This window comes from Brevibacillus sp. NSP2.1 (assembly GCF_000470975.2).
GTDB classification, from domain to species: Bacteria; Bacillota; Bacilli; order Brevibacillales; family Brevibacillaceae; genus Brevibacillus; species Brevibacillus agri.
Map to the genome: position 1 here is coordinate 4,816,920 of NZ_CP048274.1, position 22,256 is coordinate 4,839,175.

Consider the following 22,256-nt stretch of genomic DNA (forward strand, 5'->3'; position numbering starts at 1 on the left):
ACATCCTCTCTATGTCGGAGTTGGCAAAAAGGCGACTTTGGCAACAGAGAGTTGCTTTTTAGGCAAGAAGCCGTCTGGCAATCCGCTCCAGCAGCTTGACACTGCGCGGCAAAATTTCTTCCTGAATATCGAACTTCGGATGATGGTGCGGAGCCGGAAGGTCGGTCCCGATCGACATGTACGTCCCTTTGCCGCCGCGCTCCTGCACGCGCTTAATCATGAAGCTCGCGTCCTCGCTGCCCATCGAGTTGTGCTCGCCCATTTTAAACGAGGAGAAGCCTTCCACGTGCTTCGCTTCTTCCAAAGCCAGCTCTGCCATCTCCACATCGTAGTTGATCGGGATCGCTCCCCCGATCACTTCGATTTTGTAGTCCAGCTCATGCATCGCTGCGCTGTGCGCGATGATGTTGCGCACGCGTTGCTCGACCTCGGCGTTGACTTCCTCGGAAACAGAGCGCGTCTCGACTACCATCTTGGCGTAGGCCGGAATGATGTTTGCCGCAGTGCCCCCTTCCAGCACCCCGACATTCACGCGAGTCGATCCTGTGCTAAAACGGGGAATCGCATGAATGTTGAGCAAAGCGGTGGCCGCTCCGAGCAGGGCGTTTTTCCCTTGCTCCGGCGAAGCACCGGCATGGGAGGACACGCCGTAAAAATGAGCGAGCATTTTCGTGGTGGCCAAAAAGCCGTAAGAGCCGCCGTGCACCTCGCCGAGCGGGACGTTGACGCCCAGGTGGTGACAGAAAAGGTAGTCCACGTCGTCGAGAAGCCCTTTTTGCACGATCGAATACGCGCCGCGCACTCCTTCTTCGGCTGGCTGGAAAATCAGCTTGAGCGTCCCGGCAAACTCCCCTGCCGCAAGCGCCTCCGCTACGCCAAGGCCAATCGTCGTATGCCCGTCATGGGCGCAGGCGTGCATGTTTCCTTCGTAGCGGGAGCGGAAGCCGTTCGCCTGCGGAAAGTGGTCCGCATCGGTGCTCTCCAGCACAGGCAACGCGTCCATGTCAAAGCGGAACGCGACAGTGGGGCCAGGCTTGTTCCCTTTTTTCACCCCGATGACAGCGGTGTAGCCGCCGCGCATTTTTTCCACGATGGCCGGGTTGGCGCCGTCGCGCAGCGCCCGTTCGTAAGCCGCTTCCAGCACCGCCTCGGACGGCAGCCCTCTGCGGGCATCGCCATCCATGGCGTCCTGGCCGTAAATCACGTCGTAGCCGAGGGAAGTCAAAATTTCCACTACTTTCGAAGCGGTGCGAAACTCCGTAAAGCCCACCTCGGGATGCATATGAAAATCTCTTCGTAACGAAACCAGATCCAGCATGTTTTTTTCCTCCTGTTTATTCTCGAGTCATCTTCAGTTCATCACCGGATAAACTCCAGGACCGATTGGCAGACCGACGAAATACCAGACGACCAAGAGCAATGTCCACAAAACAAAGATGGCGATCGGATACGGCATAATCAGGGCGTAGTACGTCCCCAGCTTCGCATCCTTTTTGTACTCCTGCAAAAAGCTCAAGAAGAGCGGGATAAACGGCGAAACGATCGCAAACGGAATGACCGACGAATCAGCGACCCGGAATGCGACCTGCGCGAATGCCGGGTGGAAGCCAAGCGCCATGAACATCGGCACGAACACGGGCGCAAGCAAGGACCAGATCGCCGAGCCGCTCGCGATAAACATACACAGAAACGCAGACAAGAACATCAGGCCGATAAACACAGGCGCGCCGCTCATGTTCATTTGTTCCAGCAAATCCGTAATCGACAGCGCCAGGAAGCTGCCCATGTTGCTCCAGTTGAACATCGCCACGAATTGGGACAGCGGGAAAATCATGATGATGAATCCTGCCATGCCCTTGATCGGGTCTGTCAGCAAGGCCGGGATGTCATTTTGCTTTTTGATAACCCCAACCTTGATTCCGTACGTAATCGCTACGGTAAAGAAAAAGAGCAAAATGACAGGGACAATACCGGAAATGAACGGGGAAGGCACGATTGTCCCCTGCTTCGGATCGCGCAACAGGCCATTTTCAGGCACGACCAATACGGCAATCACAGCAATGAACACAAGCGCTGCGATACCTGCGGCACGCAAGCCTTTCTTTTGGGTATCGGACAAATCTTCCAGTTTCTTTTCCGATTTGCCTTCGCTTTTGTAAACGCCCAGGCGCGGCTCCACGAATTTATCGGTAATAAACCCGATCGCCGCCGAAAGCAGCAGGACAGAAGCGGACATGAAGAACCAGTTGTCGAGCACACTCACTGTCACGTCTGGATTCACTGACTTGGAAATCTCTGAGCTGATACCGGAGAGCAGCACGTCTGTTGTGACGATCAAAATGTTGGCGGAAAAACCGGACCCGACCCCCGCAATCGCGGCGAGCAGCCCTGCCACCGGATGGCGTCCGACAGCCAGGAAGATCAACGCGCCCAGCGGCGGCATAATCACGAACGCCGCATCAGAGGAAACGTGGCTGAAAAACGCGATAAACGCTACGAGGTAGCTGGCGTAGCGGGCACTGACCCGCAGGGACATTTTGCGAATAACGGCTTCCAACAGGCCGACCTTCTCCGCAAGTCCCACGCCGAGCATGAGCGTCAAAATGGAACCGAGCGGCAGGAAGCCGGAGAAGTTTTTAATGATGTTGGGCAAAAGCCATTGCAAGCCTTCCTGGCTGAGCAGATTTTTGACCTGCACCTGCTCGTTTTTGATCGGATCGACTGCCGTGACGTGAAAAATCGACAAGACCGCGGTAATAATCATCAAAGCGGCGATCAAATAAAGGAACAGCATGAATGGATTCGGCAGCTTGTTCCCGACTCGCTCTACCCATTTGACGAGACCGATTCCTTGTGCATACTCCTCATTCCGGTTTGTCTGTACAGTATGTGCACTCATGGAGCACTCCCCCTTAGGCCGTTTCTTTCTGCTGATAACCATCATTCTCGTTTGTCTCGATGGCGAAACAACAACGTTCTGAATGAGTGGTCAGTCTGGTTGATGGCATGAAAGCGAGAAGGTGAAAGCCCTTTCATTTTCATTTCAACGCAATCCATTCATTCAAGCGCACAGCAAAGCTCGTCGCCGCGCAGATACTCCTTTCTTTTTTCGGTCGGCAATGACAATTATACGAATACAAAAAGACAATTTCGTTTAATTGGATTATATAACCTGGGTAACTTTTTTTCAATAGAATTGTTTGACTTCTTGAAAAATAGAAAAGCTTCCATGTTTATCCCTTGTTCCCCGGCTTTGACATTCGAAAACCGGGCCGTGCCAAACCATTGGCGCAGCCTTGGTTGCGCTGATACCGGGCAAGAATCTTATCTATCCATTCTTATCTGCACAAAAAAAGCAACCACCCATGCGAGTGGTTGCCTTCTTTGCTTCCTTATTTACTTGTAGCAGGTCGGTCACCTGGGCCGTCTGGTTGACCGCTTATTTTACGCCTACAGCGTCATACGCTGCCTGAACAGATTTGACTTGTTTGGAGCTGGCACCGAACAAGTCGGTTGCGGACTGTATCGCAGCACGGCGCATAGCCGAGAAGTTGGAGTAAGGCGTCAGGTAGTGCGTCAGAGCGTGGTAGTAAATTTTCGCCGTATCTTCGCGGCCGATGCCGTTGACGTTCACGCCGTAGTGCGTGCCGCCTTCTGCCAGCAGGTACGCTGCCTTGTTGTTGATTCCGCTGTTGATGTGGACGCCGCCGTTATCTTGGGAGCCGGTGTAGCGCTTGCTGTAGTGATCCGGGTCGCCGTACTCCGATGGGTCTTCCAGGGAACGCAGTCCGTCTCCGTTCGTACCTGGCGTGTAGATGTCCTCGCCCATCAGCCAATCGTCGTCGTCAATCATCGCACCGAAAATATCGGAAATCGACTCGTTCAACGCTCCCGATTCGTTTTGGTAAATCAGTCCTGCTGTCTTCTCGGTGACAGCGTGGGTCAGCTCATGCGCTACTACGTCCAGCCCGCCGGACAGCGGCAGGAATGTGCTGCCGTCTCCGTCTCCGTACACCATCTGGTAGCCGTTCCAGAACGCGTTGTTGTATCTCGTGCTGTAGTGAACGGTGGAGCGGATCAAAGCGCCGTTTCCATCGTAGCTGTTGCGGTTGTGCACGTCGCGGTAGTAGTCGTACGTTCTTTGCGCATACGCGTGCGCGTCGACTGCCGCGCCATCTGTCCAATAGTTGTCGCTGTCGCTCAGCAGCGTGCCAGGGAGCGTAGTGCGGTTATTGGCTGAGTATGTCTCGATGCCTTTTCCGCGAGTCTTGTCGCTCAGCACGTACTTGCCGCTTTGCAGTGTCGTCTCGAACTGCTTCGTATCGCCCAGCACGCCTGTTCCGCTTCCGGTCACGTGGTCGAGCATATTGTATTTGTTGATGACATCTCCGCTGTGCGCGTCGATAAAATACATCCAACGGCCAGGCTGCGGATCGAGGAAGTTCAGCTCAACGGCATACGCCAGGTAAGCTTCATCCTCATGCACGTAAATGTACAGCTTCGCCTCTGGGTCGCGGATGAAATCCGGCTCTTCGCCCACTTCATCCTCGATGTCCTTGATTGCTTGTTTCAACGCTTTTTGTTCACTGAGCTTCGGCTTTTTCTTCAACTGCTTGTTGTCATCGAGATCTGGAATGAACTGGCCCAGATAAGACGTGACATTGCCGTCCGCATCTATGTGAACTGTTTGCTGGAAGCCGTAAATCGGAATGCCGTTGTAGACTTCCTGCAGCCGGTAGTGCTTCGTATCCGTCTCTTTGTTGCGGACCTGATTCACAATTTGGAAGTGGTCCTCTACGTCTCCCTGGATACGGAACTCGTCTTTGTACTTCTCGAGGTATGACCAGACGACGTCATCCCCCTTAGCCCCTTCTGGCTCCCAAGCTTCCCCGATATACTGCGGTGTGTCCCACTGTTTGCTGTAATCGATTTGCTTCGGTTTGGCCAGAGCAGGCACCGATGCAAATCCCGACACACCTACGGCAATGCTGAGAGTGAGGCTGGTGGCAATGTAAGACTTTTTCATTCTAAAAAATTCCCCCAATCAAAAGATTATGAATGTATGAAACATTTTATCTTATTTGCTTTTTCTGGAAAAAATCCCTTTTTTTCTCGGTATTTTTTTGCCGACATTTTCTCCATTTCTTTGACAAAAATCGCGGACTGGCTGTTCACGCTACCATACACCCGGCTTGCGCAGGCTTGTTCCTCTGGCTCAAACGGCCCGGCCAAGCGAGTGCCAAGGCTGCCCGGAGCGGCTCGTCCCGAATCGGCGGATCGCTTCTGCACCAACAAAAAAACACCCGAGCTTATCGGGTGTTTGCCTGCTTTTTCAGCGCACAAGCGTGTATATTTTTTTCGGCCGACCGCGCATCGCCTGCTGTTCCTCGCCTTTGTACTCGGCAAGCTCCACTTCGCACAGGCTGCCCATGATTCGCTGGGCATTGCGCACCGTCATGGACAAATACGAAGCGATGTCTGTCGTGGTGAACGATTTCCAGCCCATCCGCTGCACCAGCGCCCGCAGCTTGTGGTACGTCTTGACGCTGACGTTGGCCTTGTTCAGCTTTTCGAGAAGCTCCCGGTCATTGGAGCGGTAAGCGTACTCCAGCTCCTCCGCTTCTCCCACCGATTCCATCATGACGCCGTTGTCCTGCACGACCACGATGCCGAACTGCGGCCGCTCCTTGGCGTGCTGAATCGCTTTTCTCGCGTTGTTTTCCGCAGAAAAAGCCGTATCGCCGAAGCCTACGCCGACTGCGACAGGCACGTCCGCCTCCAGCGAGAGCTGCTCGACCGTGTGGCGAAGCATTTCGATCTCCCGCTGGATCGCGCCGCGCGAGCTGAAAATCTGGTAGCGGCCGTTTCCGTTTGCCATCAGCGAGCCGTCCAGGCGCTCGCAGAGCAGAAGCAAAATCTCCCTGATTTTCAGCTCCAGATGTTGCAGATGGAAGCGCGTTTTCGCCCGCTCGGGAATTTTGTCGAACTGTTCCAGCTCGATGATTTCCACCCCGATTTGCGTGTGCTTGAAATACGAGCTTTTCGCTTTTTCGATGACGATCTTCATCGCCTGGCGAATCTCCATCTTCGTCATCAGGACGCGGTACACGGGAATGCCGGCCTCGCGCAGCGCCTGCTCGACGGAAAACAAGGTGGTGAAAGCGCCCTGCGTTTTTCCTTCTTTCCATAGAGAGAGATGGAACTGCGTAATGACATCAGGGTCGTAATGCTCGTCGTAGGTCATCACGTGCATTTCTTCCTCGGGAATATTCAGTTCGGACATCGCTTCGCGCAAATACGTCCCTTCTGAATCAATCATATCGACAGAGATGCGCTTCACGACTTCATTGTGATCGATCGACATCTGGATGAAGCAACGATACAGATTAGACCCGGTCGGCGGACAGTAGACGATATTGGCATCCGGGCTCAACACATTTTTGGCGATCGTAAAAGGAATCGGGCCAGAGAAAAACCACCCGTTAAATTCCGGGTTATGCTCCTGCACGATTCGGCTCACTTCTCTTGCATCGTCATAGGTGAAGGGAACGAATTCGATTTCATGCTCAAACTCATTGGCAACAGCCAGTATCCGCTCAACTGAGGGGGGCGGGCCCACAACACCGATTTTATACATAAGGGCGTAAACTCCTACCTGATTTGATAGCTTCCATAATTGGTTACCTCATTCTTATCATTTGCCGACCACTTTGTCTACTGGTGTCATTCATTCCTCTTCGCTAAATTAGTTAGCTACTTAACCAGTTACAAAACAGTGAGTTGTATCAAGCATTTGCCAAGAATACTTTGTTAATCACCTAACATAAAATTTTTTTTTCGAGCAAGATAAATATTACCTTTGCGAAACAAAACGCAAACAAATATTCTGAATATATGTTTCTATCATTTCCAAGGGGGATTTACATGAAAAAGGGCATTGCGCTGGCAACCTGTCTTACCTTGCTGTTCGGGGTAATCACAGGCTGTTCGAACTCGACAACCACTTCCCAACCGGCGGGCCAACCATCCGCCACACCGACAGAGGCGACAAAGGCAGAACCGATGGTGCTGCGCTGGAGCATCAACAGCGAACCGCCTTCCATGGACCCTGGCATCGCAGTTGACGCCGATTCGTTTGACATGATCTACGCCGCTTTTGAAGGCTTGACCAGCTACGACCTGAACGGACAACTGACCAACGCCACCGCAGAGAGCTTCACCAACACGCCGGACTACATGAACTACACGTTCAAAATCCGCAAAGACGCCAAGTGGAGCAACGGCGATCCTGTCACCGCCCACGACTTCGTCTATGCGATCAAACGCAACCTCGATCCGAAGACAGCGTCCGAGTACGCCTATCAGCTTTACTACATTAAAGGAGGAGAGGAATACAATACGGGTAAAGGAAAAGCCGAGGACGTAGGGGTAAAAGCACTCGACGACTACACCGTCGAATTCAACCTGAAATCGCCTACGCCGTTTTTCCGTGAGCTGACCTTTTTCCCGACGCTCTTCCCGCTGCACCAAAAAACAGTGGAGGGCAACCCGCACTGGGCTGCCGAAGCGAAAACGATCGTGGGCAACGGGCCGTTCATCATGGACACCTGGGAGCACAAAAGCAAGATCGTCTTCACCAAAAACCCGAACTACTGGGACAAGGACAACGTAAAGCTGGACCGTCTGGAAATTTCGATGATCGAAGACAACAACACGGCTTTCTCCATGTTTGAAAACGGCGATATCGACTGGGGCGGCTACCCGGCCTCCACGCTGCCGCCCGATGCCATCCAGTCTCTGAAGGACGCAGGCAAGCTGATGGTAGCGGACAACCCCGGCACGCAATCCGTCGTGTTCAACACGAACCAGCCGCCTTTCAACAACAAAAAAATCAGACAAGCCTTCTCCTACGCGATCAACCGCCAGGAAATCATCGACAACATCCTGCAAACCGGCGTACCAGCCGCTTACGGATGGGTGCCGACCTCGATGGGCCTGAAGGCGGACGGCTACTTCAAGGAGGACGCAGAAAAAGCGAAACAGCTTCTGGCAGAAGGGATGAAGGAGCTTGGCCTGACTGCCTTCCCGACCGTCACCTACACTTACGACACTACCGACACGAACAAAAAAGTGGCGGAAGCTTTGCAAGACCAGTGGAAAAAAGTGCTCGGCGTCGACGTGAAGCTGTACAACGCAGAGCTGAAAGTGTACCGCGACATGCGCTCCCAGGCCAATTTTGACCTGATCCGCTTCCAGTGGGGCGCAGACTTCAACGATCCGATCAACTTCCTGGAAATGTTCCGCGACAAAACAGGCGGCAACAACCACCCGGATTGGGAGAATGCCAAATTCAAGGAACTGATCGACAAGAGCTACAACGAGCCTGACCTGGAAAAACGCAAGCAAATTTTGCTCGAGGCGGAAACCATCCTGATGGACGAAATGCCGCTCGCGCCGATCAACTTCCGCGGAAGCCCTTATGTGAAAAACGACAAGGTGAAAGACTTCATCATCTTCCCGCTCGGGGGCGCGTACTTCAAGTACACGTCGGTGGTGACGCAGTAGCAGGTGCAACGACAGAACACGAAATGTATTTCACGAATGAGCTATAACGAAAGACTAGCCGGTTTTCACCTTGCCAATGGTGTAACCGGCTTTTTCTGTCCCTACATTGCTAAATTTGAAGTAAGATGCAGAGAAAGTTGGGACTAAGACGAGTATATGAATGCAATCAAGACAATAAACACTTCATTCCTTGTGAATAGCTGGCTAATTGAATCGAAGGACTTTTTTCATTTGATTCTCGTGTATCTCTATTTTACTTAGGAACAGGTTGATTAAACGAATAACTTCGTTCCTCATTCAACAAAAAAGATCCTAAGTTAAAAAACTGTCAAACTTGGGATATTCAAAAATCCCTGATAGAACACATATGTCATGCCATGATATCTACTAGTGTATCAAGTTGAGCCTGGTCATGAACAAACGCTGGAGCCAGTTGTATGTATTTCTGAATAGGTGTCTCGTTTTTAGTCCGCCACAAACATGTTAATTGTATTTTTTGTAATAAAAGGATAAACACGGTAAAATCGGTTTGGTGATTAACTATTTGAATCAACTACTTTGACTTAAGGAGCTGATCCACTTGTTAAACAAATGGAAGGTACTTCTTTTCATTATTTTAGGTGTATTTGTTTTATTTTTCATCATTGGACTTACTAATTTCTTGGTTAGTTCATAAGAACAGTTTGGGTTCACTAGAGTTAATAAACTACTAAACATTAAGAGATTTTTCCTGCTGAATCCGTGGCTTAGGCGAGCGAAAAAGGGGGCTCATTCCCTTGTCCACAGTTCCTCTTTTCTGTTAAATCACTTATTTTCTAGTGAAATTTCCTCTGCGCAAGTAGTTGATGATTCTCAATTTCTAACTGTTGCCGATATTGTAGAATCAGAGTACTTAACAAAATACACCAATAAATTCAAAACTTATGAAGAAGTTAGAAAAAGTGCTGGTTTTACCTTGGACGGAACTATTGATGCAGAAACAATCAATAATTCTACTGGCGAAGGACATAAAGGAATAAAAGTAAATAATGTAGATGAATATGCCGCTTTGTTATTCTATTTAAAGGATCAAGATGGTCAAACCCAAACGGTAAAATTAAATGGACCAGTTAAGCCTAAGCCTGGTGTTGTTACTCCGTTTGCAACAAAAACTTTTGAAAAAGTTGTCGCTAGCGCCCTGACCCAAACTGTTATGGGGTATGTTACCGTAACTTATGATAATGGAAAAATATCCAAAGCTGTAACATCTAGTGAACTAATTGGATTTCATCCTATGAATACTTGGAAACATAATTCTGATAGGTCCTATGTAGATTTAAATTCAAAGAAAACCGGTGGAACTGCTTATATTGAGGGAACATTAAGTTTGGTTGTTTTAATTGAGGGAGTAGGTACAATTTCTACTAAAACTCACAGTACGTATATTGATTTTTCTATCTAGGTTTTCGTTGTAAAAGACATCTGAATAATTTAGAGGTTCACGGGGCTGTCTAATAAGTCCCCAAAATAAAAAAGTTGGACGGGAAAACGCAATATTTCCCGTCCAACTTTTTTGTTTTTGCTGGAAAGTGGCGAGGCGGATACCCGCCACCTTCAGTAAGTTGTGGGCCAAAGCCACAATCCCAAACTCAGTGTGCACCTTCTCCAGTCCTCGCAAGGAGAACCGACGGAACGACCGCTTGTCCTTGATGTGACCGAACACGCTTTCGACCTCGACTTTACATCGAGCATAGATCGCGGATTTCTCGTCATCCTCAAGGGCTATTTTTGCCTTAACTTTTAGCTATTCCCAAATCGTGTTCCAGTGTGTATCTGACGGTTGCCTTTTGCTTTCGTACAAGCCGGTTTGAGTGGACAATCGCTGCACTCTTCGCATTCATAGATCTTGAAACTTTGCTCCAGACCCGATGCCGTTTTCCTGGTTTTGTATTTCATAAAGGAAACGTAGCGGCCATTCGGGCAAACGAACCGATCTTCCAACTCTTCATATGTCCAGTTGGATGCGTGACGGATGTCCTTCTTGTACCGACGGTTTTTTTCTTTCTTATAGCCACCATAGGGAATCAGGAAGTCGAAACGGGGCTCTTTTTCTTCTCCGATCGCATACAAGTAGTTCTCTTCGCAGCCATAGCCCGTATCGGCAAAGAAGACGCCGCTAGTCGCTCCAGATGAGGGAGGAAGCAGCGCGTATCGGTAGGGCGTTGGTGCAGACTGTAGAACAAAATAAACTGGTTTTCCGTCGCCAGTTGTACATTGTAACCCAGTTTCAGTTGACCGTTTTTCATGTGGTCTTCTTTCATCCGCATAAACGGGGCGTCCAGCAGTCAGTTTACATTGACTTTCTGGACAGCCCCTCTTTAATCAATTTAATCGAAGTGATTCCGCATATTCGTAAGAGATAATTTGTTCGTCTCTGGTTTGTTTCCATGCTTCTTCTTCATGAGCGAAGTCACTGATCGTTCTGGATCCATATGTTTTAAAATAATCTTCCACGTAACGAAGTACATCCCAATCTGCATGATCAAAAATATTGGGATCAAAATCCTTCTTAGCCTGAATGAGTATCATCGTGTATCCTTCAGGATTTTCCTCTTCCCGGATAGAAATAAGATCCAGTCCTGCCATTGTTCCCAATACGAAATCATGCTTTTTAGGGACAGGACCATATGGCAAATGCCAATATGGGGTGCCACTTATTGGCTTTTGTGTTCTCTTATATCTGAGGAAGTCAGAGTACCATAATAACTTCATGAGTTTAGTTTTCAAAACATGTTCTCTGGAGAAAAACAAAATCATGTGGAACAGTTTTTGATAGTTAAATGTGATCCCCCCTGTCTCAATCGTATTATTATGCGGCTCATATGTTTTCTCCAATAATCGCTGACTTGAATCCTCGATATCATCATTATCAATGAATGACTCGAGCTTTTTTTCCACCGTTTTCAATTCATCCGGTTCGAAGTTGCTTTTGTTCTGTTCAAAAAACTGCATGATTGATTTCGGATTACTCTTCAGCAGCTTATAGATTCCAATCTGAGTTGTATCCGGAGAAGATGTGCCCAGTTCATATCGCTTAATTGTCGCAATACCCATATTCAAAAGCTTCGCAAACAAATATTGTGAAAGATCATATCCCTTTCTTATTTCCTTTAACATTTCCGGATTAACAGAGTGCTTAATTTGATAAAGGTCACTCACCTGTTTGAGGGTTTTATTATCCAGTTCTTCATCAGTAACAGCATTTCCACATTCTGTGCATTCAGCGTACTCTTCAATAATCTCAAACTGCTCATTCCGGTAAGTGTATGTGGAGTTCCTTTCTTTGACCACGGCTTCGCGTTCGCAACGGCACTCATCACAATACCTTATCCTTTTCAACATATGAATTTTCCTCCAATGAATAATTCGTAGAATATAGTTTAATGTTTATTTTATGATATAAAGTGAGTTTAAAATTTTAAGGTTGGGGATGGGGGAAGGAGCCCATCCACCACTCACATATTTTTCTCTGCAATATAATCGTTAAGTATTAAGTTCTATGGTTCGTCTTCATGAAATGAGAGGCAGACACAGCCACGTCCGTTCGTCTCAATCTTTAACTTGATGTAAGCAATGACTCCGTTTATTTCCATTTTGAACACCCAAACGACCAGGGGACTTCCAGGTCCATCTTGATGGTCATGCATTGGACCGGAGTGATAATGAGTATGATTTAGGTCATTTACGATGCACTCCCACGCTGCATCAATACTGGTTAAGTTCATATCGAGAAGTTGTTGCAAATAATTTTTACCTTGTCGATTTCGCCTTACGAAGTGTTTCTTTCCTTCAAGTATTAATTGCTTCATCTCCGCAAGGACAGTCTTACACGTTTCCTCCAAACTCACTTTTTCACCTCCCTACTATGATATCCTAGACAGTATCAATTGATACCTAACTAAAGATTACCACAACTTGTCCACGGTATCAATTGATACTTTTTATTTCCGAGTGTGAACCATCAGAATCCTGCGTAACTACTTTGAAAATTCGCTGTGAACGGATCAATAATTATCCTGGTATGAGCTCTCATAACGAAACCCTTCATCTACCAACTCATGGTACTTGTAAAACAAAGAACCAATCCCTGTGATCCTTCCGTCTGTCTGTATTCCTCCCGTAGCTGCAATTTTGCGTCCTTTTACCAAGTTTTCACCTGTAAGCTGCTGGTACACCTTTAAAGCGCGAGACAGACTGCTTGAGTCCCCTTTAAAATCATCCCTGGCAATTACTTTCGCAGGGAGGGTATTCAAATCTAGTTTAGGAAATTCTTGATCTGACCTGGACATTTGCCTTCATTAATTTTTCTATGAACAATTGTTTGGTCATTTTCAGATCTTGCTTCCCATAAATATTCACTGTCACTGTCTCGTCTGGGATAGTTTGAGGATACCTTGTCCAATAAATGATCTTTGGTATAGAACTCTCACCGTTGATCGAGACAATTTGATCGCCATTTTGCAGGAAATTTTCAACTTTATTCAGAGCATTCACGCGAGCAATTTCCTCAAATTTTGGCTTCGGTATAGCCTGTTTGTTGCTTGCTTTAAGTCCCGTTCCAGCAAAAGGCAACAACCCCGGCTGCTCCTGCCAGACAGGCAGAACAACCGGGGTTGTTTTTCGCGTCTTTCAGTTTTACACCGTCACAGACTGCTGCTGTACTCCGTTGAACACTTTCGTATCCAACTCTTTCGTCGCCCGGCTCGTCAACAGCCCGGCCGTCATGCTGCCGCTCACGTTGAGCGCTGTCCGGCCCATGTCGATCAGCGGCTCCACGGAGATGAGCAGCCCGACAATTGCCACCGGCAGGTTCATCGTCGACAGGACGAGCAGCGCGGCAAAAGTCGCTCCGCCCCCTACTCCGGCAACGCCGAAGGAACTGAGCGCGACAACGACGATCAACGTCAGGATGAACGAAGGCGTCAGCGGATCGACTCCGGCCATTGGCGCTACCATGACGGCCAGCATCGCGGGATACGTGCCTGCGCAGCCATTTTGACCGATCGACAGGCCGAAGGAGCCGGCAAAGTTGGCGATCCCTTCAGGCACACCCAAGTCTTGCGTCTGCGTTTTCACATTCAGCGGCAATGCCCCTGCACTCGTGCGGGAGGTGAAGGCGAAGGTCAGGACAGGAAACGCCTTTCGCACGTACGTGATCGGGTTCAGTCCGGCAAAAGCCAGCATCAACAGATGCACGACAAACATGAGCACCAGCGCCACGTACGAAGCGATGACGAATTTGCCAAGCTGCCAGATCGCATTGTAGTCGCTCGTCGCAGCTACGCGCGTCATGATCGCCAGCACCCCGTATGGCGTCAGGCGCAAAATCAGCGTCACGACGCGCATGATGATGGCGTGCAGCGCGTCGACGATTTTCGCGAACAATTCCGCCTGCTCGGGGCTTTTCTTTTTCACGCCCAAATACGCAATCCCGATAATCGCCGAGAAAATGACAACCGCAATCGTAGAAGTAGCCCGATCCCCCGTCAAATCGAGGAACGGATTGGCCGGGAGCAGCTCCAAAATTTTTGCGGGCAAGGTCATGTTTTGAATATCGCCCAGCCGTTGCTCCACCTGTTCAATGCGCGCCGCCTCCGCTTCTCCCTGCTGGAACTGGCTTACGTCCAGATTGAAAGCAAACGTCGAGGCGATCCCGATTGCGGCGGCAATCGCTGTCGTGCCGACCAGAAGCCCGATAATCAGCGAGCTGATTTTGCCGATGTTGTTGGCCAGCTTCATTTTGGTAAAAGCGGCAACAATCGAAATGAACACCAGCGGCATGACGATCATTTGCAGCAGCTTCACGTAGCCTTTGCCCACGATGTTGTACCACTCGATGGAATCTTTCAGGACGTCTGATTTTACTCCATAGGCGAATTGCAGGATGAGTCCGAAAACAATCCCGATTCCGAGACCGACAAATACTCGCTTGGAAAAAGAAATATGTTTCTTCTGCATGGCATACAAGCCGCCAATGAATAAGAGCATGATAATAATGTTGAGAATCGTAAGAAGTGTTGACATATTTTCCCCTCCCTTTCTCCTTTGAACTCGTAATGTCCATCTTGTCGGTCTAGATATAGTTATATTACCAACAATCCCTACTGGTCAAGTAAGACTTATGGATACACTGTCGAAACCTGCACTTTCTCCTTCGCTGATGTTTATGCGCTCCGCGCCGCTTTATGCGTGTGCGCGCTCTTTTTCGCTGTTCGCCAGACGCTCCGCTTTTTTGCACGAAAAAAAGGAACCGCCACCAGGGCGATTCCTGTCTGCTGTTTGCTTGTGCCAATGACAATTGTACTCGTGTGGCTACTTGGATTGTCTGCTGAGCAGTGTCCACAGCCAGGTGAGCATAGCCGCTCCGATTACCCCGGCAATGACGTTGAAGCCAGCCCACATCCACAGCCAATCGCCCAACACCAAGTCTCCAAGCCAGCTTCCCAGAAGCGCAGCGATGAGCGAAGCCCACCAGTTTGTTCCTGCCGCTTTTCCTGTCAAAATCATGTTCATTGCCCACCAGACAACGACGCCGACGACAGCCCATACGAACCAGAACATCCGCACACACTTCCTTTCTCATGATGGTAACGCTTGCATAAGGGCTCGAAAGATGAATGGATATCTACTATAATCCTATGAAGAAAAAAGCAAAATGTGCCTGACCACTTTCCTTTTCCCAAAACAAAAATACAGCCGGCCGCCCGCTTGAGCTGGTGGGGCGACCGACTGCCTTTTTACAGAAATCCCATGTATTTAATTGGTGTACAGCTCTGCCCGGCGATTGGCGACGCTCGGCAGCTTGCCGCGCACGCGCTGAATCCGTTCCAGATCCAATTCTGTTATCAGCAAAGTTTCTTCTTCTCCGGCGCTGGCGATCACGACGCCCATCGGATCGACGATCATGCTGCGTCCCGCGAAAATGTTGCCAACCTGGTCAGCCGCGCACACGAACATCGTGTTTTCAATCGCCCGCGCCCGAACCAGCGTCTCCCAATGGTCCTCCTTCATCGCGCCCGCTACCCAGCCTGCGGGTACGAACAAAATATCCGCTCCTTGCAGGGCAAACTGCCGCGCGATCTCGGGAAAGCGCACCTCGTAGCAGACCATCAGCCCGATTTTGCCAAACTCTGTCTCCACCACGCGATACGGATTGTCGCCAGGCGCAATAAAGTCTGATTCGATATAGGAAAAAGCGTCGTACAAATGCGTCTTGCGGTAGGCGTGAATCAGCGCGCCCTCGTGATTAAGAAAGACCGTCGTATTGTAGGCGCGGTTCTCGTCGCCGTCAATCGCTTCGAACACGCCGCACACCACGTAGAGGCCGTGCTGACGCGCCGCCTCCGCCAGTCCCGTCACAAACGGGCCGTCCAGCTTTTCCGCCACCTCGGCTGGCGTCACTCCCGACTTCGGCGTGGCTGGCGCGCTGTACATCTCCGGCAAAATGACAAAGTCTGCCCCGGCTTTTTTGGCTTTGGCGATATAGTCTTGCGCTTTTTGCAGATTCAGCGCTTTGTCCATGCTCGCTGTAAGCTGTGCAATCGCTACTTTCATCTTCTATCCCCCGTCCTTCCCCTACGTGCAAAATCTGTTTGCTCTTATATGCTAGTATAACGGATATTCGCCCAGTTCCAAGCAATAATGCTTTACCCGCCGTGCTCGTTGTATATAATGGACTAGTCATCTTTTGCACACCCCAGTTATCGGGAGAGGTGAGTTTTATGTCTATCCGCATCAAGCTGCTGCTCTCCTACACGGGGATGCTCGTCATCAGTCTGCTCATGTTTGTTCTCGCCGCCAGCCTGTTTACGATTGCAGCCACAGGCGACATCCACAGCTTTCGCGATTTTTATAAAGTGCACTACTAGCTCAACCCGCTCACGAGCAGGAAGAGTCGATTTTTCTCGAACTGAAATACCTCGCCAAAAACGAGCCGGACGAGCTGCTCGACAAGTCGTTGCTGCAAGACTACGATTTCAAGCTGCGAACCGTCCGCGCCGGCCTGTACGTCCGCAGGGAGAGCAACCAGGTTTTCGAATCGCTCACCTTCAACCAGCCGGAGCTGGAAAAAAGCCTTCCGCCCTACGACCTGAACAACAGCCAGATTCGCAACACGTTCAACATCGGGGAGCGCTTTTACGCCTACGCCAAATTTGACTTCCTCTACTCGGACGGGGCAAAAGGCAGCGTGTTTGTCATTCGCGAGCGCAGCCCGTTTGGCGAGGTGACCCGCAGTGGGCGACCATCGAGATCAGGGACAACGGGATCGGCATTCCCGAAGAAGCAATCCCCCATCTGTTCGAGCGCTTTTACCGGGCGGAGCAATCGCGCAATTCCTCGACGGGCGGCAGCGGTCTGGGACTTTCCATCGCCCGCCAAATCATCGAGGGACACGGCGGCGACATCTGGGTGAAAAGCAAAGAGGGCGTCGGCACGAGCCTGTTTTTTACTTTGAGACGATCGAACTACCTGGGAGGGGCCAAGCCACATGACGACGCGCATCCTCATCATTGAAGACGAGACGACGATCGCGCAGCTCGAACGCGATTATTTTGAACTGAACGGCTTTCAGGTCGATCTGTGCCACAACGGAAGCGAAGGCTTGCAGCTCGCCCTGCGCGACGGGTCGGCAGCTGGGCTGGCGAATCCCGGGCCGAGCTGACAGTCGAATAAACCACTTTTCATGCGAACAACCAAACGAGCAGAAAGGGGCCGGTTCGCCATGCTGCAAGCAAGTCTTTTGACCGTCGCCCTCCTGCTGGCAGGGTGTGCGGCGAACGTGGATACGCTGCTTGCGAGCAGCGAGCAGCAAGCGACACAGGCGGAAAACGACGAAATGGACAAGCGAAATCAGGCGTTGCTTGCAGCAGTCAAGCAGGGAGACACAGAAACGATGCAAAAGCTGCTCGCGGACGGAGCCGACATCAACGCGACGGATGAACGCGGACGGACGTCTGCAATGATCGCGGTGCACACGAACCAGCTTGCGATGTTCAACCTGCTCGTGGAACATGGCGCGAACATCAACATCCGAGACGACCGCTCCGACAATCCGCTGCTGTACGCAGGCGCAGAAGGCAAGCTGGACTTTGTGCGGGCCGCTATAGCGGCAGGTGCCGATACGACCATCACCAACCGTTTTGGCGGCACTGCCCTCATCCCCGCCGCTGACCGCGGGCATGTGGAGATCGTCCGGGAGCTGCTCACTACTTCGGACGTCAACATCGACCACGTCAACAACCTCGGCTGGACCGCCTTGCTGGAAGCAGTCATTTTGGGAGACGGGGGCAAAAAGCACCAGGAAATCGTCCGGCTGCTGATCGAGCACGGAGCCGATGTCAATTTGGCCGATCACGATGGAGTCACTCCCCTCCAGCACGCCAAACAGCGCGGCTACAAGGAAATGATCGAAATGCTCACAAAGGCGGGCGGAAAGTAAGCCATTTGGCATCTGGCAGCCACAAGCAAACAGGACAGGAACGTCAGTCAGAACTGGCTCTCCCGTCCTTTTTTTGTCCTGTTTTGTAGTCCAAAAGACTCGGTCGCGCCAAAACTTTTTCCAGCGTTGCGCGTATCACTAATAGAATGAAGCTTCGCCTGCATATGATTGAATTTTTCGAATAGGAGTCGGCGTTCCATGAATACTTTTGCATCCGTATCCATGCTGGAAACAGACAAGCCCATCCGCAAGGCGTCACCAGACCTCGATCCCCATATCGAAATGTACAAGCTCTATCTCACCTCCGAAGAGGCAGTCGAAATACATATCAGCAATTTGACGCATCCGTCCTCTGCCATCGAAGTGTATGACGTGCACGGAACGAAGCTGAGCGAAGCCCGCTTTGCTCCCGGCGGCAGCATCATCCTGCCCTTTTTCCCCGACGAAGACGGCTTCTACTACATCAAGCTGACGATTGGCCCAGACCCCGACCCGCAGCACGCCTGTCAGTTGCACGTCGACAAATACGTTCGGCTGAGCGGCACGATCGAGAGCGATCGCGTGTTTACGGCAAAAGGCGGCCCTTACCTGATCGGCCCTGAAGACACGACCATTCTCGCAGGCGTCCGCGTCAGCTTTGAAGCCGGCACCTCGATCAATGTCCGCTGCCAGCACAAGCTCATCGTCGAGGACAGCGGCTCCATCGCCTTCAACGGAGAAGCGGACAACCCCGTCGTCATCATCGGGGCGATCGACAACGGCAGCTCGCACCGCTGGAGCCAGCTCGTCCTCTCTCCCTCGGCCCAAACGAGCTTCACGCACATTCTCGTCCAGTACGACAATGACGAGGACGGCGTCGACTTTCTGGCCTCCTCGTCTCCTTTTGCCGATGGCGCTACGTCGCTGGAACAGTTCCAGGCCGATATCGCCAAAACGAGCTATTTGGAAAGAGCCGTCGTCGTGCCGCCCTCTTCCCGGCTCGCTTTCATCAAAACCTGGTTTCAGCAATCCAGCCCTTACCGTTTCAGCCTGTTTGGCGATCTGCTGCCGTTTGAGCTGTACTTCGGGATTGACGTCGCGACATTTGCCCACTGGGAAGCGGAAACGAAGCGGATAGACGAGCAGCGCTCCCAGGCCGGAGACGTGAATTACTGGGACTTCGTCAACGGCAACTTCACCGCCGACCTGCTGGAAGCGACACACTTGTTTGCCAACAACCAGCAAAGCCCGGAGCTGCGCATCCAGCGCCTGATCGACTTTTTGCTGCTCGCCCAAAGCTGGCGCAAAAAGCACGGCTATTTCAAATGGTACGACTTGATCGACCCGTTCAACGAGCACGACGACGAATTTTTCAAAACCTTTGAGGAGATGTCCTCCGCCTTCTGGCTGGCGCACAACACCTCGATCATTTACTGGGATACGATCGCCCGCGATTTGGGCATCTGGCAAAAGGAAAGCTTCTTCGAGCGGCAGTTCATCAACTCGGTCATCGTGCGCCTGCATTTCGCCGCCGACCTGCCGTTTTCGCTCACCGGGTACGGGAACAACATCCCGCCCGTCGGCTTTTTGGGCATTTCCATCCACTACGGCCCGCTGCGCTACCCGGAACAGTACCCTGCCCCCGGACCGGAATTTGACGTGAACTACGGCCCGCTCTCCATCGCAGAATATTTGAAGTTCATCCTGGAGTCGCTAGTCAAAGGTCAGACCAATCCCGTCTACACCTGGTGGATTCCTACCCAGGCGGACAAAGACTTGTTCCAAATTCTCGACGAAAAAGGCATCTCGCTCGAATCGCCTCCGGAAGACTGGGACCGCGAATTTGTCCAGCCTGCCCAAAAGACATTGGAGGAAATTCGGGCGCACTACCTTGGGCATCTGACACTGGAGCACAGTCGAAGCGCGAAGGGATATTTGCAAACCGAAAGCGCCCTGAGCACGACCTGACCGAGCTGGATTGAGCCGGAGCCGGAACGGGACGCAAAAAAGATGAGCCGCCGCGCAAAAAGAACAACTCCTTTTTGCAACGACGACGCTCATCTTTTTTATTCACACGCTTCTCAAAAACAAGCGAACTGCGCGGCTGATGAACACGGGCAGCACCGAGATGTGATTTTCCCGCGCGAACTGTTCGAACTGAACGTCCAGCCCGCAGTCGGCAAAAGCCCCCAGCCGCTCGGCCACGCCGCGCGCATGCTCGTTAATCCGCGTCGGGTGCGTCAGTTCCTCTTCGCCTACTCCGATCAGCACGTGTTTGCGCTTGCCACCTGGCTGCAACTGCGTGACAAAAGCTTGTTCCTCCGCGAAAATCAGCCGCTTGTACCAGTCAATGGACGGGCTTCCGGCCAAATAGGTGGAAAAAGCGTCCGGCCGCGTGTACAGCTCATGCAGAACGAACAGCCCTCCGAGCGAATGGCCGAGAATCGCCTGGCGCTCGCGATTGACCGTCGCCATGCTCTCCACCATCGGCCGTACTTCTTCCAACACAAAGCGCAGGAAATCATCTGCTCCGCCTTGGCGCGGCCATTCTCCCCCGCGCGAAAAAGGAGGCAGTTCCTCTACTGGCATCGGCAAGGAGTAATCGGTTAAGCGCGCAGTGGCAAAAGGAACCTCTTCGTCGTAGCCGAGCCCGACCACGACCGCCGGACTGCCCTGGCCGTCCCTGCTCCTGCCTTGCAAGCGCACCGCCTCCACCACCGTGCCGATGACCGAGTTGGCATCGAGCACATACAGGACCGGGAAGCCTCCCTCCGGCGCCTCGCCCGGCGGCACTGCCAAACAGATGCGGTACGTTTGCCCGCTGCCTCCTGCCTGCATCACGAGCTGCTTCGTCCACGGAATCGCTGCCGTTTCCCAAGCCGCGCCACTCATTTGTTCAACGTCTGCTCCAGCGTATCGAGCAGAAGCTCCTTGCCAAGCGGCATGTAAGCCTGGTTGTAGTAAGGGTTTGCAGGCAAGTAGTAAATGTGATCGTTTTTGTAGGCTTTCAGCCCTTGCCATACAGCCGAATCTTTATACGACTGCTCGCCGCCCTCCGGATGCAGCAGCACGATGCGATCCGGGTTGATCGTCGTGATGCCTTCCAGCGTCAGCAGCACCATCGTTTTTTCTTTCGTGTCCGGCGATGTCGCTGGCTTCGGCAGCCCCAGATCGTCATACAGAACCGAGCCTGCGCCTTCGCTGCCCAACAGATACGGGCCTTTTTTGAGCGCCAGGAAAATCGAGAACGTTTCGTCAAACGGATCGCGCAAATGAACGGGAATATCGCCAGCGTATTTTTGCCGATAGTACGCCGACCATTTCGGATCGAGCGGGGCCGCGCTGGAGATCGTTTGCAACGCCAAAAGCTGTCCGGTGATCGCCGTGTGATACGTCGCAACCCTGTGGCGCCTGCTTTTCATGTGGACAGTCGGGGCCACGCCTTGCTGCTGCTTGAATTTGCGGCTGAAGTAATACTCGTCGCTGAAGCCGACCTGTCTGGCGATCTCGCGTATCCGCTCGTTTCCCTGGCCCATCAGTTGCTTGGCCTTGTTGATGCGCAGTTGCGTCACGTAATCCATGGCGCGTAAGACGGGCTTAATCCGGCCATGGCCGCCAGCTTTTCAATCGTCCAACTTTCCTGGTAGTGGCCGTCCAAATAAAGCCGGGTCTGCTCCAATGTTTCCAGGGAATCCTCTGATGCTGCGCACTGCGAATCAGGCAGCAGCTCGTACATCAGCTCCTGAAGCTGCGTCTGTGCGCGGAAGCGGCTGCGCGCGTCCGTCTGCTCCCACGCTTCCCCGATGGAACCGCAGCGCATGCGAAGCGTCGGCTGCGACAAGCATGTCACGCGTCCGGCAAACGGCAACGTCGTCCGGTGCAGCGTGATCGCCTCGCCGTCTTCGCTCTCCGCTTCCCGGTACACTTCAAAAGCGAGCGCATGGCAGGTGAGCTTGCGAGAAGATACTATATAGAAAGAACACGACTGACCTGGGAGAAGCAGCCACGCCTCCCCTTCCTTGACGGGATAGCAGCTCGCGTCGATCTCGATGGAGCCGCTGCCGTCCAGCGCAACGATCAGCCTATGCTTGTCTATGCAGCCTTGACCCGCGTGCGGGACATCCTGCTTGACCATGATCTGTTCACTGTGCCGCAGCTTCATCCACAAGCCTTGCCATGACACTGTCCCTCTTTTCTCGCTGCCTTGTTTGCTTTGCATAGCTGGTTGCCACCG

The 22,256-nt window shown here is 51.7% G+C and carries 20 protein-coding genes and 2 pseudogenes; 6 read left to right on the plus strand and 16 right to left on the minus strand.

Annotation, left to right across the window (positions count from 1 at the left end):
* Positions 1-58: 58 nt before the first annotated feature.
* From M655_RS23515 to M655_RS23535, 5 genes are all read right to left on the minus strand, one after another.
* Positions 59-1,318 (minus strand): amidohydrolase, encoded by a 1,260-nt coding sequence (locus M655_RS23515; protein WP_025848737.1) that lies wholly within the window; start codon positions 1,316-1,318, stop codon positions 59-61.
* Between the two features lie 33 nt (positions 1,319-1,351).
* A complete protein-coding gene (locus M655_RS23520) occupies positions 1,352-2,899 on the minus strand; it encodes an AbgT family transporter (RefSeq protein WP_005832179.1) in 1,548 nt (515 codons plus the stop codon).
* Between the two features lie 540 nt (positions 2,900-3,439).
* The gene (locus M655_RS23525) at positions 3,440-5,026 is read right to left on the minus strand and encodes a M4 family metallopeptidase (RefSeq protein WP_005836258.1); all 1,587 of its coding nucleotides are present in this window, start codon (positions 5,024-5,026) and stop codon (positions 3,440-3,442) included.
* A 26-nt stretch (positions 5,027-5,052) separates the two neighbouring features.
* The gene (locus M655_RS23530; protein WP_152344132.1) at positions 5,053-5,292 is read right to left on the minus strand and encodes a hypothetical protein; all 240 of its coding nucleotides are present in this window, start codon (positions 5,290-5,292) and stop codon (positions 5,053-5,055) included.
* A 40-nt stretch (positions 5,293-5,332) separates the two neighbouring features.
* Positions 5,333-6,637, minus strand: a complete 1,305-nt coding sequence (locus M655_RS23535; protein WP_005830768.1) for a hypothetical protein — start codon at positions 6,635-6,637, stop codon at positions 5,333-5,335.
* Between the two features lie 287 nt (positions 6,638-6,924).
* Between M655_RS23535 and M655_RS23540 the strand changes: the two genes are divergently transcribed.
* Together M655_RS23540 and M655_RS23545 are read left to right on the plus strand one after the other, a co-directional pair.
* Positions 6,925-8,565, plus strand: coding sequence for a peptide ABC transporter substrate-binding protein (locus M655_RS23540; protein WP_007777104.1), 1,641 nt, complete (start codon positions 6,925-6,927; stop codon positions 8,563-8,565).
* Between the two features lie 955 nt (positions 8,566-9,520).
* Entirely contained in the window at positions 9,521-10,006 is a 486-nt protein-coding gene (locus M655_RS23545) for a hypothetical protein (RefSeq protein WP_129552251.1), read from the plus strand.
* Here M655_RS23545 and M655_RS28165 read toward each other — a convergent pair.
* From M655_RS28165 to M655_RS23580, 8 genes are all read right to left on the minus strand, one after another.
* On the minus strand, positions 9,941-10,267 hold the full coding sequence (locus tag M655_RS28165; RefSeq protein ID WP_007777109.1) for a transposase: 327 nt from the start codon (positions 10,265-10,267) through the stop codon (positions 9,941-9,943). The genes M655_RS23545 and M655_RS28165 overlap by 66 nt on opposite strands.
* Before the next feature lie 77 nt (positions 10,268-10,344).
* On the minus strand, positions 10,345-10,674 hold the full coding sequence (locus M655_RS23550; RefSeq protein WP_026558211.1) for a transposase: 330 nt from the start codon (positions 10,672-10,674) through the stop codon (positions 10,345-10,347).
* A gap of 252 nt (positions 10,675-10,926) precedes the next feature.
* On the minus strand, positions 10,927-11,946 hold the full coding sequence (locus tag M655_RS23555) for a type II TA system antitoxin MqsA family protein (RefSeq protein ID WP_005830773.1): 1,020 nt from the start codon (positions 11,944-11,946) through the stop codon (positions 10,927-10,929).
* Between the two features lie 155 nt (positions 11,947-12,101).
* Positions 12,102-12,452, minus strand: a complete 351-nt coding sequence (locus M655_RS23560) for a hypothetical protein (protein WP_005830775.1) — start codon at positions 12,450-12,452, stop codon at positions 12,102-12,104.
* A gap of 412 nt (positions 12,453-12,864) precedes the next feature.
* Positions 12,865-13,179: a hypothetical protein gene (locus M655_RS23565; RefSeq protein ID WP_005830777.1), complete on the minus strand. Its 315-nt coding sequence runs from the start codon at positions 13,177-13,179 to the stop codon at positions 12,865-12,867.
* 60 nt (positions 13,180-13,239) lie between these two features.
* Complete coding sequence (locus tag M655_RS23570; RefSeq protein WP_005830779.1) at positions 13,240-14,628, minus strand: L-cystine transporter; 1,389 nt, start codon at positions 14,626-14,628, stop codon at positions 13,240-13,242.
* 288 nt (positions 14,629-14,916) lie between these two features.
* Positions 14,917-15,165 (minus strand): hypothetical protein, encoded by a 249-nt coding sequence (locus M655_RS23575; RefSeq protein WP_005830781.1) that lies wholly within the window; start codon positions 15,163-15,165, stop codon positions 14,917-14,919.
* A 195-nt stretch (positions 15,166-15,360) separates the two neighbouring features.
* Entirely contained in the window at positions 15,361-16,158 is a 798-nt protein-coding gene (locus M655_RS23580) for a carbon-nitrogen hydrolase family protein (protein WP_026558210.1), read from the minus strand.
* Positions 16,159-16,325: 167 nt separating this feature from the next.
* Here M655_RS23580 and M655_RS23585 point away from each other — a divergent pair.
* From M655_RS23585 to M655_RS23600, 4 genes and pseudogenes are all read left to right on the plus strand, one after another.
* Positions 16,326-17,118, plus strand: a pseudogene (locus M655_RS23585) (sensor histidine kinase).
* Positions 17,093-17,227 (plus strand): annotated as a pseudogene (locus M655_RS23590) (DNA-binding response regulator); the annotation flags it as partial. The pseudogenes M655_RS23585 and M655_RS23590, both read left to right, overlap by 26 nt.
* Before the next feature lie 99 nt (positions 17,228-17,326).
* On the plus strand, positions 17,327-18,043 hold the full coding sequence (locus M655_RS23595; protein WP_005830787.1) for an ankyrin repeat domain-containing protein: 717 nt from the start codon (positions 17,327-17,329) through the stop codon (positions 18,041-18,043).
* A gap of 198 nt (positions 18,044-18,241) precedes the next feature.
* Entirely contained in the window at positions 18,242-19,990 is a 1,749-nt protein-coding gene (locus M655_RS23600; protein WP_026558206.1) for a hypothetical protein, read from the plus strand.
* 102 nt (positions 19,991-20,092) lie between these two features.
* Here the strand turns inward: M655_RS23600 and M655_RS23605 are convergent, their stop codons facing one another.
* The 3 genes from M655_RS23605 to M655_RS23615 are packed head-to-tail and all read right to left on the minus strand — an operon-like array spanning position 20,093 to position 22,241.
* On the minus strand, positions 20,093-20,914 hold the full coding sequence (locus tag M655_RS23605) for an alpha/beta hydrolase (protein ID WP_007780042.1): 822 nt from the start codon (positions 20,912-20,914) through the stop codon (positions 20,093-20,095).
* Positions 20,911-21,603 carry an AraC family transcriptional regulator gene (locus tag M655_RS23610; RefSeq protein WP_035423260.1) on the minus strand — a complete coding sequence of 231 codons (693 nt, stop codon included), beginning with the start codon at positions 21,601-21,603 and terminating at the stop codon, positions 20,911-20,913. Before M655_RS23610 ends, M655_RS23605 begins: the two co-directional genes overlap by 4 nt.
* Positions 21,591-22,241, minus strand: a complete 651-nt coding sequence (locus M655_RS23615) for an AraC family transcriptional regulator (RefSeq protein WP_026558204.1) — start codon at positions 22,239-22,241, stop codon at positions 21,591-21,593. The genes M655_RS23610 and M655_RS23615 overlap by 13 nt, the downstream gene beginning before the upstream one ends.
* Positions 22,242-22,256: the final 15 nt, after the last annotated feature.

Coding starts and splice junctions, on each gene's coding strand:
- M655_RS23515 (WP_025848737.1), bottom strand. CDS start 1,318: ATGCTGGATCTGGTTTCGTTACGAAGAGATTTTCATATGCATCCCGAG.
- M655_RS23520 (WP_005832179.1), bottom strand. CDS start 2,899: ATGAGTGCACATACTGTACAGACAAACCGGAATGAGGAGTATGCACAA.
- M655_RS23525 (WP_005836258.1), bottom strand. CDS start 5,026: ATGAAAAAGTCTTACATTGCCACCAGCCTCACTCTCAGCATTGCCGTA.
- M655_RS23535 (WP_005830768.1), bottom strand. CDS start 6,637: ATGTATAAAATCGGTGTTGTGGGCCCGCCCCCCTCAGTTGAGCGGATA.
- M655_RS23540 (WP_007777104.1), top strand. CDS start 6,925: ATGAAAAAGGGCATTGCGCTGGCAACCTGTCTTACCTTGCTGTTCGGG.
- M655_RS23555 (WP_005830773.1), bottom strand. CDS start 11,946: ATGTTGAAAAGGATAAGGTATTGTGATGAGTGCCGTTGCGAACGCGAA.
- M655_RS23570 (WP_005830779.1), bottom strand. CDS start 14,628: ATGTCAACACTTCTTACGATTCTCAACATTATTATCATGCTCTTATTC.
- M655_RS23575 (WP_005830781.1), bottom strand. CDS start 15,165: ATGTTCTGGTTCGTATGGGCTGTCGTCGGCGTCGTTGTCTGGTGGGCA.
- M655_RS23580 (WP_026558210.1), bottom strand. CDS start 16,158: ATGAAAGTAGCGATTGCACAGCTTACAGCGAGCATGGACAAAGCGCTG.
- M655_RS23595 (WP_005830787.1), top strand. CDS start 17,327: ATGCTGCAAGCAAGTCTTTTGACCGTCGCCCTCCTGCTGGCAGGGTGT.
- M655_RS23600 (WP_026558206.1), top strand. CDS start 18,242: ATGAATACTTTTGCATCCGTATCCATGCTGGAAACAGACAAGCCCATC.
- M655_RS23605 (WP_007780042.1), bottom strand. CDS start 20,914: ATGAGTGGCGCGGCTTGGGAAACGGCAGCGATTCCGTGGACGAAGCAG.
- M655_RS23610 (WP_035423260.1), bottom strand. CDS start 21,603: ATGGATTACGTGACGCAACTGCGCATCAACAAGGCCAAGCAACTGATG.
- M655_RS23615 (WP_026558204.1), bottom strand. CDS start 22,241: ATGCAAAGCAAACAAGGCAGCGAGAAAAGAGGGACAGTGTCATGGCAA.